The organism is Pristimantibacillus sp. Z349TD_6, assembly GCF_056173205.1.
The window spans coordinates 2,672,826-2,690,220 of the sequence record NZ_CM149662.1; the positions used below are offsets into that span (position 1 = coordinate 2,672,826).

Here is a 17,395-nt window from a genome sequence, read left to right on the forward strand (position 1 = left end):
AGAAGGCCTTAATTCTGCTGGCCATATTGCTACCTTAAGTCATGTTGAGGGGATGGTATCTTGAAAGCAGATTTGTTGAGGTATAGTATGCAAATTGCAATGCTAGCGCAGCTACTGAGATTATCCTTAATAAGTGTACAAGAATTCAATTTGATTAAAAAAAGAACCATGAGTGACTACGGAATCTGTTCAGACCTTACTTCCGGATAAGCCATGCACTGCACAAGAAGATTAACTTGATGTTGCCCTGTAGTGGGCTTTAAAACCAAATTCGCACATTTGTTGAATTCACCTGAATCCATTACGCTAAAAACGTAGATAAAACTCAGGGGAGGAATAGGCGATGTCATTTTCTGTAGAAATTATTAAAGCAAATCGAAAGTTGTCTGATCGTACTGGAGAGAAACAAGAAGCCTTGAGGGTTGCCCCGTATGCGCGGGTAAGCACAGATACAGAAGAGCAATTAAACAGCTACAAATCCCAAGTCTCCTACTACAAAGAGATGATTGGCCAGCGTAGCGATTGGGTGCTTGCTGATATTTATGCGGATGAAGCCATTACTGGGACTCAGGTGAAAAAACGTGATGATTTTCAGAGACTAATTAACGATTGCCTGGATGGGAAGATCGATATGGTTATCACTAAGTCCATTTCAAGATTTGCCCGGAATACGGTAGACACTTTAAAATATGTTCGCATGCTCAAGGAAAAAAATGTGGCTGTGTTTTTTGAGAAAGAGAACATTAATACCTTAACTATGGACGGTGAATTGTTGCTAACCATTTTAAGCTCAGTAGCTCAGCAAGAAGTTGAGAATATCTCATCTATTGTAAAAATGGGCTTGAAGATGAAAATGCAACGTGGTGAGCTTGTTGGTTTCCAAAGCTGTCTTGGCTACGACTATGATCTCAAAACTAAACGAATTTCAGTAAATGAAGAGGAAGCTGAGGTTGTTCGATATATCTTTGAACGTTACATTTCTGGGATAGGAGCCTCAGTGATCGCCAAGGAGTTAACCAAACTCCCACATAAAACGAAGCGTGGGAATTTGGAGTGGGGAGATACTGCAGTACTCGGTATTATTAAGAACGAGAAATATAAGGGGGACCTTCTTCAAGGGAAAACCTTTACTCTAGATCCTATATCTAAGCGCAGATTAGATAATCGTGGCGAAGAGGATCAATATTACATAAAGAATCATCATGAGCCAATCATAAGTAATGAAATTTTTGAGAAAGCTCAGGATATTTTGTACAGACGGGGAAAGCCGCGGGGGAAACTTGAAAACGGAGGTAAACGAGAGAAATACAGTCGGAAGTTCACGTTCAGTTGTAAGCTTGAGTGCGGATTCTGTGGGAAAAGCTACTCTCGGAGAAGCTGGAATAGCAGAACCACCTACGCAAAAGTCATATGGCAATGTGTCTCTTTCTCGAAAAAAGGAAAGAAATATTGTCCTCATAGCAAAGGGGTTGAGGAAAAAATAATTGAGGGCGCATTTGTCGAAACGTACAATCGGGTCTGCGGCAATCATAAGGATGTGCTGGATGAGCTTCTGTTAAGGATGGAGTCAGTGCTTGGTGAGCAGCAGCATCACAAGCAGTTAAGCAAAGTTAAGCACGAAATCCAGGCACTTGAACAAAAGCGTTCAAATCTGATTGATCTCCATCTGGATGAAAAAGTTGATCGCTCCACTTACGAACGCAAATATGATGAACTGGAGTCCACGTTAACAAAATTAATTGAAGTGAGAGAACAACTGGAGGCATCGGCTCAAGAAGAAATCGACGTTGAAAAAAGATTGCAGCAATTTCGTAACGTGCTTCAAAGCAATACAGTTCTTTCTGAATTCGATCGAAGTGTTTTCGAAAGTGTCATTGAAAAGGTTGTAATGGGTGAAGAACAGGATGACGGTAGCGTAGAGCCGTATCAATTAACCTTTGTATTTAAAACCGGCGTTAAAAGCAGTATTAAAGGCAAGGGCGGAATACAAAGCCAAAAAAAGCTGGCAGTAGCAGAGAGGAATGATGCATGTCCCCATTCACCAGACAACACATGTGGAGTGCGGAAACATGAACTATATTTTATGGGGACGAACTGGGATGTGTTGATGTAAACACGCAAGGACGTTTCGCTGTAAGGATAAGGAAGGCAATGAGATCACGTTGATCGATATCCTAGGTACTGAAGCGGACGATATTGTGGATCGGGTACAGCTGAAGATTGAGAAGAGCAAAATATATATTTGTTGAGGCTTAATGTAATGATAGATAATAAAACTGATCTCGTAAGGAATAGATTTAACATTTTGGCGAACAAAAAGAGCTGTACATCATTCTAAAAGCAGGAGAATCTATAGTGGGTTTTTCAGGGTTAGATGCTGATAAAGGATCCCCAACTTATCAATTTATTAATGATATTTATATAAATTACGCTTGAACCTCAGCGATCGCTGTCGGGTCAATGAGAAACAAGTTATTTTCGTGCCTGAGCTGAAACGGGAGGCGAAAAGCTGTCTGTGGACATGTCCTCTGACAGCTTTTTACTCGAACTTTGACGGTGCAACGTTATAGTATTTTTTAAAAGATTTCGAAAATGTAAACGGATCAGGATAACCCAGAAGGTTAGCAATTTGTTGAATCGTATATTTCTTTTCATTAAGATATTCTCTCGCCCTGTTCATTTTAATCTGGTAAATATATTGTCCCGGAGTAATGCCCAAGGCTTTCTTGAAATAAGTGATAAAATACTTTTCTGATATGCCTACAAACGCTGCAAGCTCATTTATTTTGATAGATTTGTGCAGATTGTTATTAACGTATTTGAACACTGGCTGCAACACGTCCAAATTGCTCTGTACTTTTCTTGACGTTCTCCCATTCAGAAATGTGCCGGTATATTGGCCAAGTCCGTGGAGTTCAATAATTTTGGCAATAACGGCCGTCAGACAAGCCTTTAAATATAAACGGTTCCCAGGTATGCTTCGTAATAGATTCGATTGCGTAAAGGCTTTGCCGAACAAAATGGCTTCTTCCCGGATCAGCTCTTGCGGTATGACCCCCGACAGCTGAAAATCGTTTAGAATCCGCTCTTGCTTGCCGATTTCAAAATCGAAATGAATGTAAATAAACCGGCACCCCTTATTACTAGCTGCTGCCATATAGGGAACCCCTGGGTAAAAAAAGACCACATCTCCCGGGTTTGCTGTATGTTCAAAACCATCGATAGTAATGGTAACGATTCCGGATTGAACGAACCAAAGATCATAGTCGGTATGTGCCTTGTGTTCAATCCATTTCATGTCGTGGGTAAGCTCAAAGAAGGATTTCATTCGAAGCGAGATCAATTCCGACAATTCATTGAGAATCCCCATATCCGTCATATTCTTATCCATTGGCATCCCTCTACATTCCTCAACCAGAAGACATTTCTCATATTGTTTTAGTATATCACTGGATTTGTTAATCACAAAAATTCGTACTATTTGACATGAAGGTGAAACTATCGCATATTCAACTTTTAAACCATTCTCCTATAATTAGGTTATAACCAGTTAGGAGGACTTGATCATGATGGATTCGAATGTTTCACAACCGAAGGTAGTTATCATTGGGGCTGGGAGTCTTTTCTTTGGGCGGCAGTCAATTTGGCAAATGGTTCACTCTAAATATTTGAATAACGGAACACTTTCTTTAGTAGATACTGACGAAGAAAAACTATCCAAGATGGTAAGGCTCGCTGAAATGGTTGCAAAGGAAAACAATGTATCTCTTAAAGTGGAAGGCTCGACGAATAGGAGACAGGTATTAAAGGGCGCGGATTTCGTCGTTCTCAGCTTTGCTGAGGATACCGTCAAATACCGTGGCATCGATTGCCAGGTTTCTCTAAAATATGGAATTCGGATGTGCTCTGGGGATACCATCGGTCCAGGCGGAATCTTCAGGGCAATGAGAGAGCTGCCAGTTATTATGGAATGCGCTAAGGACATTGAGGAGCTTTGTCCCGATGCGTGGGTAATCAATTACATCAATCCATCTACCGTCCATGGGATCGCCTTAAGCCGATATGCGCCGAAACTTAAATCCTTTGCGCTTTGCGACTCCCATCACATGCCGAGCAAGAAAGCTTACTACGCGATTCGAGCGGGTATCATTCAGGATCAAAGTGAATTCAATGAGGAGATCGACCGGAGATTTGATTTCCGCGTTGTCGGTGTCAATCATTTCACCTGGCTGCTTAAGGCGGAGTATGACGGAAAGGATGTTATGGCTCCGATTGCCGAGGCATTAAGGAGGTCGGCAGGAACGGAAAATAACGGTGGTGATAGAGGAGCAAAAGCGCTTTATAACGATGCAATCACTTATGAGCTTTATAACATTTTCGGGTATATTCCAACATGTACGGCCCATACCAAAGAATATGTCCGGTATTGGCAGGGGCTTGGCAAGAAGGAAGACGTCATCCCGCCTTTATCGATTTGGGAAACGGAAGACCGGTATAATCGGCATGAGGAAATGTGGCGGCAAGTGGATGACTTTATCTCAGGGAAATATCCTATCGCCGATTATATGAAATCTTTCGGACCTGATCACGCTACGGATATTATCGAAAACATGGTGGGGAATTTGAACAAGCGCTTCTTTATTAATACGCTCAATAACGGTGCTGTGACCAACATGAATAACGACTCGTTCCTTGAGTTGTTAAGCGAAGTAAGCATGGATGGAATCAAACCGCTTCATATGGGTGAAATGCCGAGGGGAATCCGGGGCATGCAGGAGCTGGTGCTGGATACGCACGAACTGACTGCGGAGGCTGTTGTTGAACGGAGCTACACGAAATTGAGAAGAGCGATGATGACCGATCCGCTTGTGAATTCGATACATGATGCGGATTTAATTATTAAAGAGTTGTTGGAAAAGGAAAGGGAGATCATCCCCGAATATTGGTATGAGTAACAATTACGGCAAACATACAATCTGAAACGATACATCGGGTGGTTTGGTTTGGAGCATGGCGGGGATGAGCGGACGCAGCGGTGATAATGGCCTGAGCTCTTATAGTACTTCTGGTCTTATCGTATATAGATGTGAAACCAGATGTTATTTCAATAAATGAAACCAAATGGCAGAAATGTCGTTTGGTTTTTTTACTGTTTACACACTCGAAACATGTGTAGTGCTGTGTGTCGCTCGTAAGGAAGTAGTAGTTAAGAGCCGCATTTACCTGTATATTGAAGTTTGAATGTATTTGAATCTACCGCTATGATCTGCATCGGTGATTCTGCTTCGTTACCCGTTATATTCTTGGGTTTGCACGTTAATTAACCGTTCGGTGGGGGACGGTTTTTTCTTACGTTCAAAAAAGGACCTTATCGTGATGTTTGTGTTCAACGCCTCGTAGATATTTGCAGGGTACATTTACCTATAATGATGATATTATTTAAATAATCAACTTACTTATTGTGCTCTTGCAGATTGGGGTTTGGTTCATAATGAGGGGAATTCTCCGATTCGGTTCTCGTACTATCTTGTTTCATATCATTGCTGCCGTTGTTGTTGGTTTGGTTGCAAGCTATGCCGTCATCTCTGTGCCAGACTCTCCTAAGTTTCAAAGTAAAGAAGGATTTCTGGACTTAACACAGGTTCATGTCAGTGAGAATCCACTAAAGTTAAAAGGAGAGTGGGCGTTCTACTGGCATGAGCTGCTGTCGCCTGAGGACATACAGAATCGCTTAGCAAGGGACGGAAATCATGACCGCTGGATCAGCATCCCGAACTCCTGGCTAGGTTATCGGTTAGATGGTCAGCAACTGAACGGTACAGGCTATGCTACATTTCGGGTGATCATAGAGCTTAGTGAGCAGGATCGGAACGAGCGGCTTGCTCTGCGGCTGCCTACCATCTTTCATGCGTATAAATTATGGGTTAATGGCGAGCTGCTGGCAGAAGTTGGTGTGGTTGGTCAGGACAAGAGCAGCGTGACACCGCATCTGGCAACGAAGCTGGTGTTCTTCCAGCCCAAGAATGACAAGGTGGAGCTGGTTATGCAAGTTGCCAACTTCCATCATAAGCGAGGCGGAATCACCAAGTATATAGAGCTCGGTGGCAGTGATGTATTAACGGTCAGTAAAAATCTGAAAATCGCTGCTGAAATGTTCATCACCGCAAGCCTACTGGTGATTGGCGTGTATCACCTGCTGTTGTTCATCCTGCGACGCAAAGACAGGGCTCCATTGTATTTTGGTCTGTTCACCTTGTTGTTCGGTATCCGATCATTGCTGGTCGGCGAACTCTTGATCACACAATTGTGGCCGGCTATTCCATGGGGATTGCAGTTCAAGATTGAATACCTGATTCTTTGCTGCAGTGGGTATATCATCACGATGTACTTTGATTGCATTTTTCCGAATTATGTGTCGCGTTGGTTTCATCTTGCTACGCGGATAATAACCGGCGCATTCTGTATCGTTGTCGTTGTAACTCCTGCACTTATATTTACAAAATTATTGCTGATGATCGGTGTAATGATTGTTCTGCATATGGTTTATTTGATGGTTGGTCTGGTCCAAGCGGCTATGTGGCGTATGGAGGGAGCGCTGATCTTCCTGCTGGTGTCGGTGGTTGTTTTAGTTACGGTCATCAACGATTTTTTATATTACAACGAATGGTCACGAATCGGAAATACATCTCCGCTTGGTCTGTTGGTGTTTACGATCGCACAGATGATTCTGCTTTCTTCAAGATTTACGAGGGCGGCATCGAATGAGGAGAGGATTGCACGTGAGTTGCAGGACGCTAACAACAAGCTGACCGAAATGAATATGAATTTGGAACAAACCGTGCAGGAACGCACACAGGCCTTATCCGCTGCTCATGATGATCTCCGCACGTCGTATGACCGGTTGCTTCACTCCGAGGAAGGGAGGAAGAAGCTCCTTGCCTATATAACGCACGATCTGCGTATGCCGCTGTCCAGTATGCTTGGTTATGTAGAAGCTGTGCAGGATAGGGTCAAGCCGGAACGTAATGAACAGTACTTGAAGTATATTCGGGAAAACACGATAAGGGTTAACCGCATGATCGAGGAGTTGTCCTTCTTGTCGCACTTGGAGACGGGACAAGTCTCATACCGAATGGAGCAGGTTCATATCGTTCACTTCTTGCGCCGGTTCTATGAACAATATGAGCTAGTTGTGCGTGACGCAGGGTTGGATTTCACGCTGGATTTCAGAGATGTGGAAGAACAAGGCCCCAACGTGCCTGTTGTCGAAATGGATTCACAAAGATTAGAGCAGGCATTGTTTAATCTAGTGTCGAACGCGATGAAGTTCACTTCTAGTAGTGGAGCGGTGCGTATTGCACTAGCTGTTGAAGAAGAGGATCATACCCGCTGTGCAATCATTAGCGTACAAGATTCAGGCATAGGTATTCCCCCAGAGCAGCTCGAGCAAATCTTCGATCGTAATTACAGGTATGATCGACCGGGCTTGGAGAATGGTATAGAGGGCAGCGGGCTCGGGCTGGCGATTTGCAGGGAAATCATCCAAGCGCATGGAGGGACGATTCGAGCGGAGAGCGACGGCAAGACGGGGGCGATATTCTATGTATCGCTTCCTTGTATTCTTGTATTGTAGAAGAAAGAAGGTGACAGCATGATGGACATACACAAAATTATGATCGTCGATGATGATCCCAATATATGCGAGATTGTTCAGGTGTATTGCGAGCGTGAGGGCTTCATATGCGCCTACAGCTACAGCGGGGCAGAAGCCATGAAACTACTTGCGTCGTTCGAGCCGGATTTGATAGTACTGGATGTATTGTTGGCTAATGAAAATGGCATTGATTGGTGCAGGAACGCACGTTTCTACACGAATGCGCCGATCGTGTTTCTGAGCAGCCGTGAGGAGGACGAGGTCAAAATCAGCGCATTATCCTATGGCGGCGACGATTATGTGACCAAACCGTTTAGTCCAGGAGTACTCATGGCGAAGATCAAGGCTCACCTTCGCAGAGTATCGACGGGCAGAAGGGAACAACTGCTAGAGTTACCGGGTTTGACGCTGGATTATTACGCGCAGTCCGTCATCATGGTTAGCGAAACCATTTTTTTAACGAAAAAAGAGTTCAGTCTACTGTCCTATTTGGCACAAAACGTTAATCGTGTCGTCACTGTCGATACGTTGTTTCAGCTCATCTGGGGAATGGAGAGTCTGGAAGATACGAGAACGGTCGCTGTACACATCAGTAATTTACGTAAAAAAATCGAGGCTGACCCTGTCAATCCTGAGAGAATCATTACGATTCGGGGGGCCGGATATATGCTGGTTGCCAGAAGTGCGTTGCAAGCGAGAACATAGCGTTAAGGTTTAAAATCCACACTGATGATACCAGAGAGTCTTTATACGCAGTAGCAGCGATGAATACTTCGTTCGTATTAAGGGGTATTGTAACGTAAACGGCTGTTTATAAGTGTTCGTATGAGAGAGAGGATTCCAGACTTCATGCCAAACAACCTCCAATTCCACCTATGATAAAGTGGAGATGGAGGTTGTTTTTACACGAAAAATTAGTAATAAGTGGAAATCGAAAAGTTATAAATGGGCCTTTGGGAAAACCCCTTCGGGATTTTTGGAAATTAACGTAGCAATTGCAGTACGCCTTGCGGCTGTTGGTTCGCTTGAGCCAACATAGATTGTGCTGCTTGAGTAAGAATGTTGTTCTTAGTGAACTCCATCATTTCCTTCGCCATATCTACGTCGCGGATACGCGACTCAGCGGCAGTAAGGTTTTCAGAAGCAGCTCCAAGGTTGTTAATGGTGTGATCCAAACGATTTTGGTATGCACCTAATTTGGAACGTTCGGCGGATACAGCATTAATGGAATTGTCTAGTACTGCAATTGCTCCAGAAGCTTTAGTAGCATCCGAAACATCAAGGGAGTACTCAACATTAACGTTATCAGTGCCATTATTGGTTTGTTTCGTAGTTGTCCAAGCAGCGCCCGTAATCACTTTTCCACTTTTATCTTTAATTACTGCAGATGTATCAGAAGAAGTTAACCCGAGAGCACTTGCACGCATGTCTGTAACATTCATGGACAAGGACTGACCTTGGTTTGCTCCGACTTGCATCGACAAGGATTTGTCCTCAACACCGCCTTCAACTGTAAAAGCGGCTTGACCATTCGTGTTTGCGCCAATATTTACTTTGAGGCCATTTCCAAAATCGATCGTGGAGTTGGCTGCAATATCAGATTTCTTCGTTGTATCACCAGTTGTTGTATTTGTCAGCGTAGCGGTTTTCGTTGTTGAGGCAGTAACGCTAAATCCATGTGTTGTAGGGTCAGTAAGTGTACCGATAGTAAGATCTACGCCATTACCCAGGTTATAAGTGCCGCCATCCTCAAACGTTAAGGTTTGCGTGCCAACCACAACGCCGCCATTAGCATCGTAGACGGTTGCAGTATAAGCATTTGCGGTACCAACGGTTAGGTCATAAGTGTTAGAAGCGCTATACGTTGTACTATCAGCACGTGTATCAATGCTTACTCCGTTTGCGAAGGTAACTGTGCTGCCGGCAGTAAAGGCTACTTCAGGTCCGCCATCAAATGATGCTGCAAGCTCATTAGTGACAGTAAAGCTATCAGTTCCATTGATAATTGTGTTACCAACGCCGTGGGCAATCGTGAAATCTCCAATTGTTACACTACCTGCAGCAGCACCTGCAGCAATAGATGTAGTACCTACAGTGCTGCCGCCTTTACTTAATGTAACTGTGCTGCTCACATCAAATGTTTGGTGATTTCCAGCTGCGTTAGCTCCAGCTAATGTGGTGTTAACCCCAGTAGCGGTTTTAAAACTCACACCGAAGTCATTGGTTGATCCCAACGCCTTGAATTGATAATTTTGTACGTTGTTATCAAGAATAACTTTGTCTGTTAAAGCTGTAGTGCCGTCGGTATCCATTAATTGAACACTAAAAATACCGTTGCCTTCATCTGCATAAGCAAGTTGATATCCTACTCCATTGCTCAGTGCCGAAGAATTATCTAAACTCAAAGTAAGGGCACCAGCCGCACCTGCGGCAACAGTACCATTGTTTACCGCACCTAAAACGCCTACAGTTTTTATATCAAAGCTTCCAGACACTGGATTGTTACCTGTAACCGTAATACCATCGGCCGTAAGGCCTGTATTGGCACCGGTGAATGCGCCGGTTGCAACAGAATCTGTTCTAGTAATTGTTACTTCATGTGCACCGTTAGCCAAAGTAGAAGTAGGAGCAATCGAAACGCCTGTTACAGAGCCTACCGGAGTATCAAGCGATGCATTCTTCGTTTGCGTTTGGCCAATACGAATTTCATAATCGCCGTTGTTAAGACTTGAGTTTGCCCCAACGCTAACGTTTTTAATTGCATTATCAGCAGTATGGGTTGCGGATTTCGTTACAGTGTCTGTAACATCTACTGTATAATTTCCTGCCTTCAGAGAACTGTTCTTATCTAAGTCCGGATTCGAAATAGTCGTCGTTCCCGCATTGAAAGGATTAGTTGTTTTATCAATCGTTACAACACCGGATTTTTCCGAAATATCTCCATTTAACAGTTTTTTCGTGTTGAACTCGGTCGTATTGCCAATACGGTTAATTTCAGCTGATAATTGGTTGATTTCCTTCTGGATTTCGCCGCGGTCATCAGCAGTATTCGTATCGTTGGCAGCTTGCGTTGCGAGTTCTTTCATACGTTGAAGGATGCTATGTGTTTCGGTTAAAGCTCCTTCCGCCGTCTGAATCAGGGATATCGAATCTTGCGCGTTGCGCTGTGCTTGATCCAATCCGCGGATTTGTGCTCGCATTTTTTCGGAAATCGCAAGACCTGCAGCGTCGTCGCCCGCACGGTTGATACGAAGACCGGAAGACAATTTCTCTAAAGATTTCCCTGCTGCTCCTGTGTTACCTGCTAATTGGCGGTGTGTGTTCTGTGCTGCAATGTTGTGGTTAATTCTCATTTCTCATTACCTCCATGTGGTGTGTTTTAGGTGCCTATCCGTTGGCATCCTTTGAAGCGCATACCTTGTACTCACAAGTCGTTGATGGATTGCGCGCTAATCCAAAACAAGGATTTGTAAGTCAAACTGTTATCTTCCTTGACTTCACCACTCGTCCTTAAGTGGCAGGGGCCTCGACCTTTTTTGCCGTTTCTAAGGCTATATTGTTTTCTTCCCATAACTCTCCACGAACAATAGAAATATGCTTTGGTGCTTCAATCGCCAAACGTAAATGGCCTTCATCGCTCTTAATGACCTTTACCATAATGTTGTTGTCGATCAGCACATATTCTCCGGGTCTTCTCCCTAACACGAGCATTAGCTCATCCCCTTATCCCGCTTAGTAAATTGTCATAAAAAAATGAGCAAACAAACCACTGCCCTTCTTCCTCCTGAAGAATGACGGCGACTCATTTGCTCATCCTAAGTCTCGTAATTATTTAATAAGTATTCAATTGTAAAAAACTACATTTAAACAGCAAAAAGACGAATAAATAGGCATCTGTTTCAAATGTTCCTCCTTGAAACTACATGCGTATTTACTCGTCCATGAGTAATCGAATATGAGATTAATTTATATATCGACAATGTATTTGAAATGTTTAGTCTTTTTGAAAAAAAATTTGAAAGTTATTATTCTAAATTACGAAAGCCTATGGTTTCAGTCGTTTGTGAAAAATGGGATAGGGCATCTCATAGGCTTTTGCCCATACGAAGCAAGTCCTTGTTTAAATATCTAAGGAAAGCTGCAAGTAAATAGAAGGGTCACTAGTGTTGCATATATCTTTAGAATTATTTAGTCGGAAAATTCCGGAAGTAATTCTCCGCGAACGATAGAGATATCTTTTGGCGCTTCAATAGCCAAGCGTAAGTGCCCCTCTTCACTTTTAATTACCTTTATGATAATTTTTTCGTTGATTACTATGTATTGTCCGGGTTTTCTTCCAAGAACCAGCATCAGACTCACTCCTTTACAGTGAAGGACCTTTATATGATTTGAACTTATTTTTCGAGAATCATCATTCATTCAATTGAAGTATTCAAATTGCTTCCTGCAGCAGTAACTTCCTTCCATCCCCATAACCCTTAATGTGAGTAAGCAGCAGGGAGGGGCAAGCTCAGTAGCAACGCTAAAAACAAGCTGACCATTCACCTTTTCATAGAGTTTTTCCTCCATGTATATTATCATGATAGATTAGCCCATTAAGGAAACTCAAAGAAAACTTTAAGTTCGTGCTAGAGATAAAGCATACCAAAGAAAAAGATCACAAAGATAATTGGCTGTAAGAACGTTGATTCGATACGATATTAAGTGATTTTAACAAATGTCGCGGCAAAGCGGTCGCTTCCCGCATACGGGACATGTGGAGTGTTTAATATTGAAGGTGCTAACAATGGTTGAGATGTAACAAATCGCTCGTGCACGTTATGACATACTGGATTGATACTTGGCTGATTTAGTCTTGGATGTTTTGATTTCACGCGGAGGGAATTGTGTGTAGTTTATGGAGCGGTGTCCTCCCTTATTATTAACTTTTATATTGGGTTAAGAAATTCGTAAGGTATGAGTAAGAGAAAAGAGAGACGGCATAGCTTGTCATGATGGATACTATATAAATGCAGGAGAACTGAACAGAGGGATCATTCACGGATTAGGTTTTAAACAACATCCGATTCAATCAAAGTGTCTTAGAATATGGCTAACATTATACCTGAGGTTTCTACTACGAGTGCTACATCCCGTAGGTAGGCAAAGTGTGAAGCAGAGCTCATCTCGACAATGGATAGTTTCCTTCTTTATAACCGGGCCCGCAGATACCTGCGGGCTGTTTTGCTATGGTACAGAGCTCATGTGAACAACTGGGCCGCGTCCTGCTGGTTCCCGTAGGTCATGAAGTCTGTAGGTGACATCGAGGTGTGTTTTTTGAATACCCGGAAAAAGTAAGAGGTGTCATAGTAGCCTAAATAGTTTGAGATATTGGAGATGGACATGTCGGAGTTCAACAACAGGTTACATGCTTCTATGACGCGCAATTGATGGATGTATTTGATCGGCGATTGTCCGATAACCTCTCGGAATACGGCGATCGTATAGTTCGGTGAACGCTGAATTAATCGTGCCAGATCCTTGATCTCAATCTGTTCGCGGTAGTGGTCTAGCAAATAGTGTTTTATCTTTTCGGCATATTTCGTTTTGATCGGTATAACCTCGGGCTTCTCTAGTTCTCTTGCGATGATGCCAATCAGCTCTTGCAGGATGCCGTGACAAATGAAGGTTCTAAAGTTCTCCCCCTGCCGCGTTTCCTCATATAAACGTTCAAATCTTCTATGCAAGTACTGAAGCCTCCACAGCTTGAAATGTACAAATTTCTTATCGTGAAGAAAAGGAATGAATGGCATAGCATCAACTTCATAGTTGAAGATGATCGTAAACTTTTGGTGTGGGCCTGAAGGGTGATTTTCACCGGCGCGACGCGAGCCATGTGGAATAAACATAAAGTCTCCCCGTTCACCGGTATAATCTTCGTTTTCAATTCTGTAAGTAACTTTGCCCTCCATGACAAGAACAAGCACATTGTAATTGATAACCTCGGAATGCGTACGCCAATTCGGGATGAAATCGTCAAAATGTACAGCTCTAATTGTCAGCATAAGCATCACCCGTTTAATGAAAATGGTTGCCTTTATTATAGCATTGATAATTATCATAATGTAAACGAAAACGTGTTGAAATCCTCAACTTAGTGTTGAAATGTACATCTTCCGGAGATTATGTACATCGACAAAGAAAAGGGCTGACTCTTATACTGAAGATAATACTTAAAGAAGGCGCTATCATTCTAGGGAAAGGGATAACGACATGAGACCAAGGAAATCAGTGGGCGAACGAGAGCACGGCAAGCGGTGCCGTTGCGGGAGATTTGAGCGAATTCTCAAAGCAGGTGATGCTTCGTAAGAGCGACAGCATCAAGATTGTCCGCGAACAATTTCTCAAGAAATTATGGAGAAATACCCGAATATAAAAATCGAATACAGGCAGCTCAGTCCTCAAGGACGAGGTTTTTGCATTATTCGAAGGGATGAAGGATGACGGCAGCTTCCATCCGAAAACGATGGGAATCTTGGAGCAGTCAAGGGCTAATTTCTTGCAGGGAGCTGCAGAAGTTGCAAGGACGAACGACTAATAATCGAAGTAAAGGAGATTGAACGATGCGAGTATTGCTGCTTGATCTTGATTCCACCAGACCTGACCATCTTGGCTGTTACGGGTACCATAGGAATACCTCACCCCATATTGACCGGATTGCCGCCGAAGGAGTCCGCTTCGATAATTATTACACGTCCGATGCGCCGTGCTTCCCCTCTAGAACGGCGCTTATGACAGGGAGATTCGGCATTCATAACGGGGTTGTCGGTCACGGAGGGACAGCTGCGGATGTGCGCCATGAAGGCGAATCCCGCGATTTCCGCAGCAGGCTGGCCAGTGAAAGCTTCCCTTCGCTGTTCCGCAGCGCGGGGATGAAAACCTCACTTGTCAGCCCGTTCGGAGAAAGGCACACCGCCTGGACGTTCTATGCCGGCTTCAATGAAATTTACAATACGGGCAAGGGCGGCATGGAGTCGGCCGAGGAGGTGACGCCGGTCGTGCTCGAGTGGCTTGAGCGCAATGCCGAGCAGGATGATTGGATGCTTTACGTAAATTATTGGGATCCGCATACACCATATCGTGCTCCGGAGGAATTCGGGAACCCGTTCAAGGACGATCCGCTCCCGGAATGGATTACCGATGATATATTTGCAGCGCACCGGGAAAAGGTGGGACCGCACAGCGCGCACGAGATCAACATGTATAACAACCGTGTCTCGCCCCAATATCCTCGTCATCCCGGTGAGCTTGTGGATCGCAATGATCTCCGCCGTATGATTGACGGGTACGATTGCGGTGTGCGCCATATGGACGATAACATCGGTATGATTCTGAACGCGATGGAGAAGAAAGGCATTCTGGACGATACCGTAATTATTATAACGGCTGATCACGGAGAGAATATGGGGGAGCTTGGCATCTACGGCGAACATGGTACGGCAGACCAAGCGACATGCCGGATCCCGATGATCATCCGCTGGCCAGGCTGTATAGCCGGTCATGTGGATAAAGGCCTTCACTATCATCTGGATTTGCCGCCGACGATGGCGGAGCTGTTGGGACTTCAGCAGGCGCCGAGCTGGGACGGCCGCAGTTATGCCGACTCGATACTGACGGGCGAAGATACGGGACGCGACAGCCTCATTATTTCGCAATGTGCACATGTGTGCCAGCGCAGCGTAAGGTTCGACGAATGGCTCTACATCCGCACCTACCACGACGGCTATCATTTGTTCGACAAAGAGATGTTGTTTCATATCAAGGATGACATTCATGAGCTGCACAACTTGGCTCCCGCCCGCCCTGACATATGCAAAGAGGCTGCATACCGCCTGCTCGACTGGCATGATCAGATGATGATGTCGATGGAGCACGATGTTGACCCGCTCTGGACCGTCATACGAGAAGGCGGACCCTATCATGCCAAGGGCAATCTCAGCGAATATGCCGAAAGACTTATCGAATCGGGCAGAGGACGTTACGTGGAGGAATTGAGAAAGAGGCATCCACAAGAGAATTAGCAGTGAAAAAGTTGGAAAGATAAACGTTTGAAGAAACGCCAGCAGTCCTTTTAAATCGATTTTCATGAGAGAATTGTTCTCTTCAGTGAAAAAATGATTTAAAGGACTTCTGGTGGCTTTTTTTTGGCAGGAGACTTTGAAGACCGTGATCGGTTGAGAGCAGCTGTGCGTTTCGTGTCGCGGCCGGATAAATCAAAGGGAATGGGTTCATATTGCCCGTTCTTATAGTTTACTTCGGATTAGGTTCACATCTTTCTACCACCTTCACTTAAAACCTAAATGAAATTAAGTTGAGTTTTAACATTGGGATATTTGGTAATTAAATAAAAATACTATGTTTATTTTGATATCTTTATTCCAAAACGGAAAAAAGATGATAAAATGGATGTAATGAAGGGGGGGTTCCAGTGAAGTTGTTTTTTGCGCACTTTGGTAAACTTAACCAGCTTTTTTGGACGTTCTTCAAAATTGGTCCATCTAGCTTCGGCGGTGGTTTTGCCATGATGCCGATTATCGAACGGGAGGTTGTCATCAAGCGTCAATGGTTTACTGAAGATGAGATGGCCGATATGCTGTCTATGGCGGGCATGGCTCCCGGAGGAGTCGCTGTGAATGCGGCTGCATTCGTAGGCTATCGGAAAGCAGGCGTCATCGGTGCTGTTGCAGCCATTGCAGGCGTTACACTTCCAACGTTTCTGATTGTGATCATCCTTAGTTTCGTTTACCTGTTTTTACGTGACGAACCAAAAGTCCAAGCAGCCCTGAGAGGTATTCATGCCGCCGTCATTGCTTTGATCTTGATGGCTGCCTACCGAATGGCCAAAGTATCGGTGTTTGACGTGTCCACTACTTGCGTGACGACGATCGCGCTTTTGTCGCTGCTGCTGTTGAGTATTAATCCGCTCTATGTGATCCTCCTCGGCTTAGTCGTGGGGCTGGTTATTGTAAAGAGTAAAGAGTGGATCGGTCTAGAGGTTCGAACCGAGAGAATGGATATCAATGCAAAGTCATTGCGTGAGCCCGAATACTTTATCTGACGAACGGAGGCACGAGTCATGCTGTGGGAATTATTCATTACCTTCTTTAAGATTGGCTCCGTTTCATTTGGCGGAGGGTATGCTGTCATTCCCTTGATTCAATATGAAATTGAAGCCCACGGCTGGCTGACGAACAGTGAATTTCAGGAAGCGGTTTCTCTTGCCGGTATGGCGCCAGGACCGATCGCAACGAACAGCGCTACCTTGATCGGGTATAAGTCGGCTGGATTGGCCGGGGCAGTCGCGACGACGTCAGGCATGATTCTGCCTTCACTCGCAGCCGTTATTTTGCTGGCAGCCGTATTTTTTCGCCAAAGCCGCAGCAAATGGTTCCGATCAACCTTTTATGGTCTTCGTCCTATCATTACCGGACTTATTATTTATGCGGCCATCTATTTTGGCTTTCTTAATAGGCGTGAGGCGGGATTCACATGGAAGACTTTCTTTACGCTTGCGATATGTTCCGGGTGTATGTTTTTGATGATCAAGTATAAACTTCATCCGATCGCCGTTATCGCTGCAGCAGGGGCGGCAGGAATTATTCTATTCTAAACGAATGATTAATGAATCATGAATAGGCATCATGTTTGGAGGGAGGCGAAGGAGTGGATCAAATGAAATCCTGTTGTGCGGTAAGCAGGCTG

At 44.2% G+C, this 17,395-nt stretch carries 13 protein-coding genes; 8 read left to right on the forward strand and 5 right to left on the reverse strand.

What is annotated here, in order from left to right:
* Positions 1 to 343: 343 nt before the first annotated feature.
* Positions 344 to 2,113 (forward strand): recombinase family protein, encoded by a 1,770-nt coding sequence (locus tag AC0VYE_RS11120; RefSeq protein WP_475447900.1) that lies wholly within the window; start codon positions 344 to 346, stop codon positions 2,111 to 2,113.
* A gap of 426 nt (positions 2,114 to 2,539) precedes the next feature.
* On the opposite strand, the gene AC0VYE_RS11125 is transcribed toward AC0VYE_RS11120, so the two are convergent.
* The gene (locus tag AC0VYE_RS11125) at positions 2,540 to 3,391 is read right to left on the reverse strand and encodes an AraC family transcriptional regulator (protein ID WP_475447902.1); all 852 of its coding nucleotides are present in this window, start codon (positions 3,389 to 3,391) and stop codon (positions 2,540 to 2,542) included.
* A 175-nt stretch (positions 3,392 to 3,566) separates the two neighbouring features.
* Here AC0VYE_RS11125 and AC0VYE_RS11130 point away from each other — a divergent pair, with 175 nt between their 5' ends.
* The 3 genes from AC0VYE_RS11130 (at position 3,567) to AC0VYE_RS11140 (ending at position 8,359) form a co-directional block, all read left to right on the forward strand.
* Positions 3,567 to 4,955: a family 4 glycosyl hydrolase gene (locus AC0VYE_RS11130; RefSeq protein WP_475447904.1), complete on the forward strand. Its 1,389-nt coding sequence runs from the start codon at positions 3,567 to 3,569 to the stop codon at positions 4,953 to 4,955.
* 536 nt (positions 4,956 to 5,491) lie between these two features.
* Complete coding sequence (locus tag AC0VYE_RS11135) at positions 5,492 to 7,633, forward strand: sensor histidine kinase (RefSeq protein ID WP_475447906.1); 2,142 nt, start codon at positions 5,492 to 5,494, stop codon at positions 7,631 to 7,633.
* An 18-nt stretch (positions 7,634 to 7,651) separates the two neighbouring features.
* Positions 7,652 to 8,359 (forward strand): response regulator transcription factor, encoded by a 708-nt coding sequence (locus AC0VYE_RS11140; protein WP_475447908.1) that lies wholly within the window; start codon positions 7,652 to 7,654, stop codon positions 8,357 to 8,359.
* Between the two features lie 278 nt (positions 8,360 to 8,637).
* On the opposite strand, the gene AC0VYE_RS11145 is transcribed toward AC0VYE_RS11140, so the two are convergent.
* From AC0VYE_RS11145 to AC0VYE_RS11155, 3 genes are all read right to left on the reverse strand, one after another.
* A complete protein-coding gene (locus AC0VYE_RS11145; protein WP_475447910.1) occupies positions 8,638 to 11,007 on the reverse strand; it encodes a flagellin N-terminal helical domain-containing protein in 2,370 nt (789 codons plus the stop codon).
* 157 nt (positions 11,008 to 11,164) lie between these two features.
* Entirely contained in the window at positions 11,165 to 11,365 is a 201-nt protein-coding gene (locus AC0VYE_RS11150; RefSeq protein ID WP_076269472.1) for a carbon storage regulator, read from the reverse strand.
* Positions 11,366 to 11,842: 477 nt separating this feature from the next.
* Positions 11,843 to 12,004 (reverse strand): carbon storage regulator, encoded by a 162-nt coding sequence (locus AC0VYE_RS11155; RefSeq protein WP_076269473.1) that lies wholly within the window; start codon positions 12,002 to 12,004, stop codon positions 11,843 to 11,845.
* A 682-nt stretch (positions 12,005 to 12,686) separates the two neighbouring features.
* Between AC0VYE_RS11155 and AC0VYE_RS11160 the strand changes: the two genes are divergently transcribed.
* On the forward strand, positions 12,687 to 12,902 hold the full coding sequence (locus AC0VYE_RS11160; RefSeq protein WP_475449533.1) for a YkoP family protein: 216 nt from the start codon (positions 12,687 to 12,689) through the stop codon (positions 12,900 to 12,902).
* On the opposite strand, the gene AC0VYE_RS11165 is transcribed toward AC0VYE_RS11160, so the two are convergent.
* Positions 12,895 to 13,698, reverse strand: a complete 804-nt coding sequence (locus AC0VYE_RS11165) for a helix-turn-helix domain-containing protein (protein ID WP_475447912.1) — start codon at positions 13,696 to 13,698, stop codon at positions 12,895 to 12,897. The two genes, AC0VYE_RS11160 and AC0VYE_RS11165, sit on opposite strands and share 8 nt — an antisense overlap.
* A 558-nt stretch (positions 13,699 to 14,256) precedes the next feature.
* Here AC0VYE_RS11165 and AC0VYE_RS11170 point away from each other — a divergent pair.
* The 3 genes from AC0VYE_RS11170 to AC0VYE_RS11180 all read left to right on the forward strand — a co-directional run bounded on the left by AC0VYE_RS11170 (position 14,257) and on the right by AC0VYE_RS11180 (position 17,303).
* Positions 14,257 to 15,714, forward strand: a complete 1,458-nt coding sequence (locus AC0VYE_RS11170) for a sulfatase family protein (RefSeq protein ID WP_475447914.1) — start codon at positions 14,257 to 14,259, stop codon at positions 15,712 to 15,714.
* A 407-nt stretch (positions 15,715 to 16,121) separates the two neighbouring features.
* The gene (locus tag AC0VYE_RS11175) at positions 16,122 to 16,751 is read left to right on the forward strand and encodes a chromate transporter (protein ID WP_076269475.1); all 630 of its coding nucleotides are present in this window, start codon (positions 16,122 to 16,124) and stop codon (positions 16,749 to 16,751) included.
* Between the two features lie 18 nt (positions 16,752 to 16,769).
* Positions 16,770 to 17,303, forward strand: a complete 534-nt coding sequence (locus AC0VYE_RS11180) for a chromate transporter (protein ID WP_475447916.1) — start codon at positions 16,770 to 16,772, stop codon at positions 17,301 to 17,303.
* Positions 17,304 to 17,395: the final 92 nt, after the last annotated feature.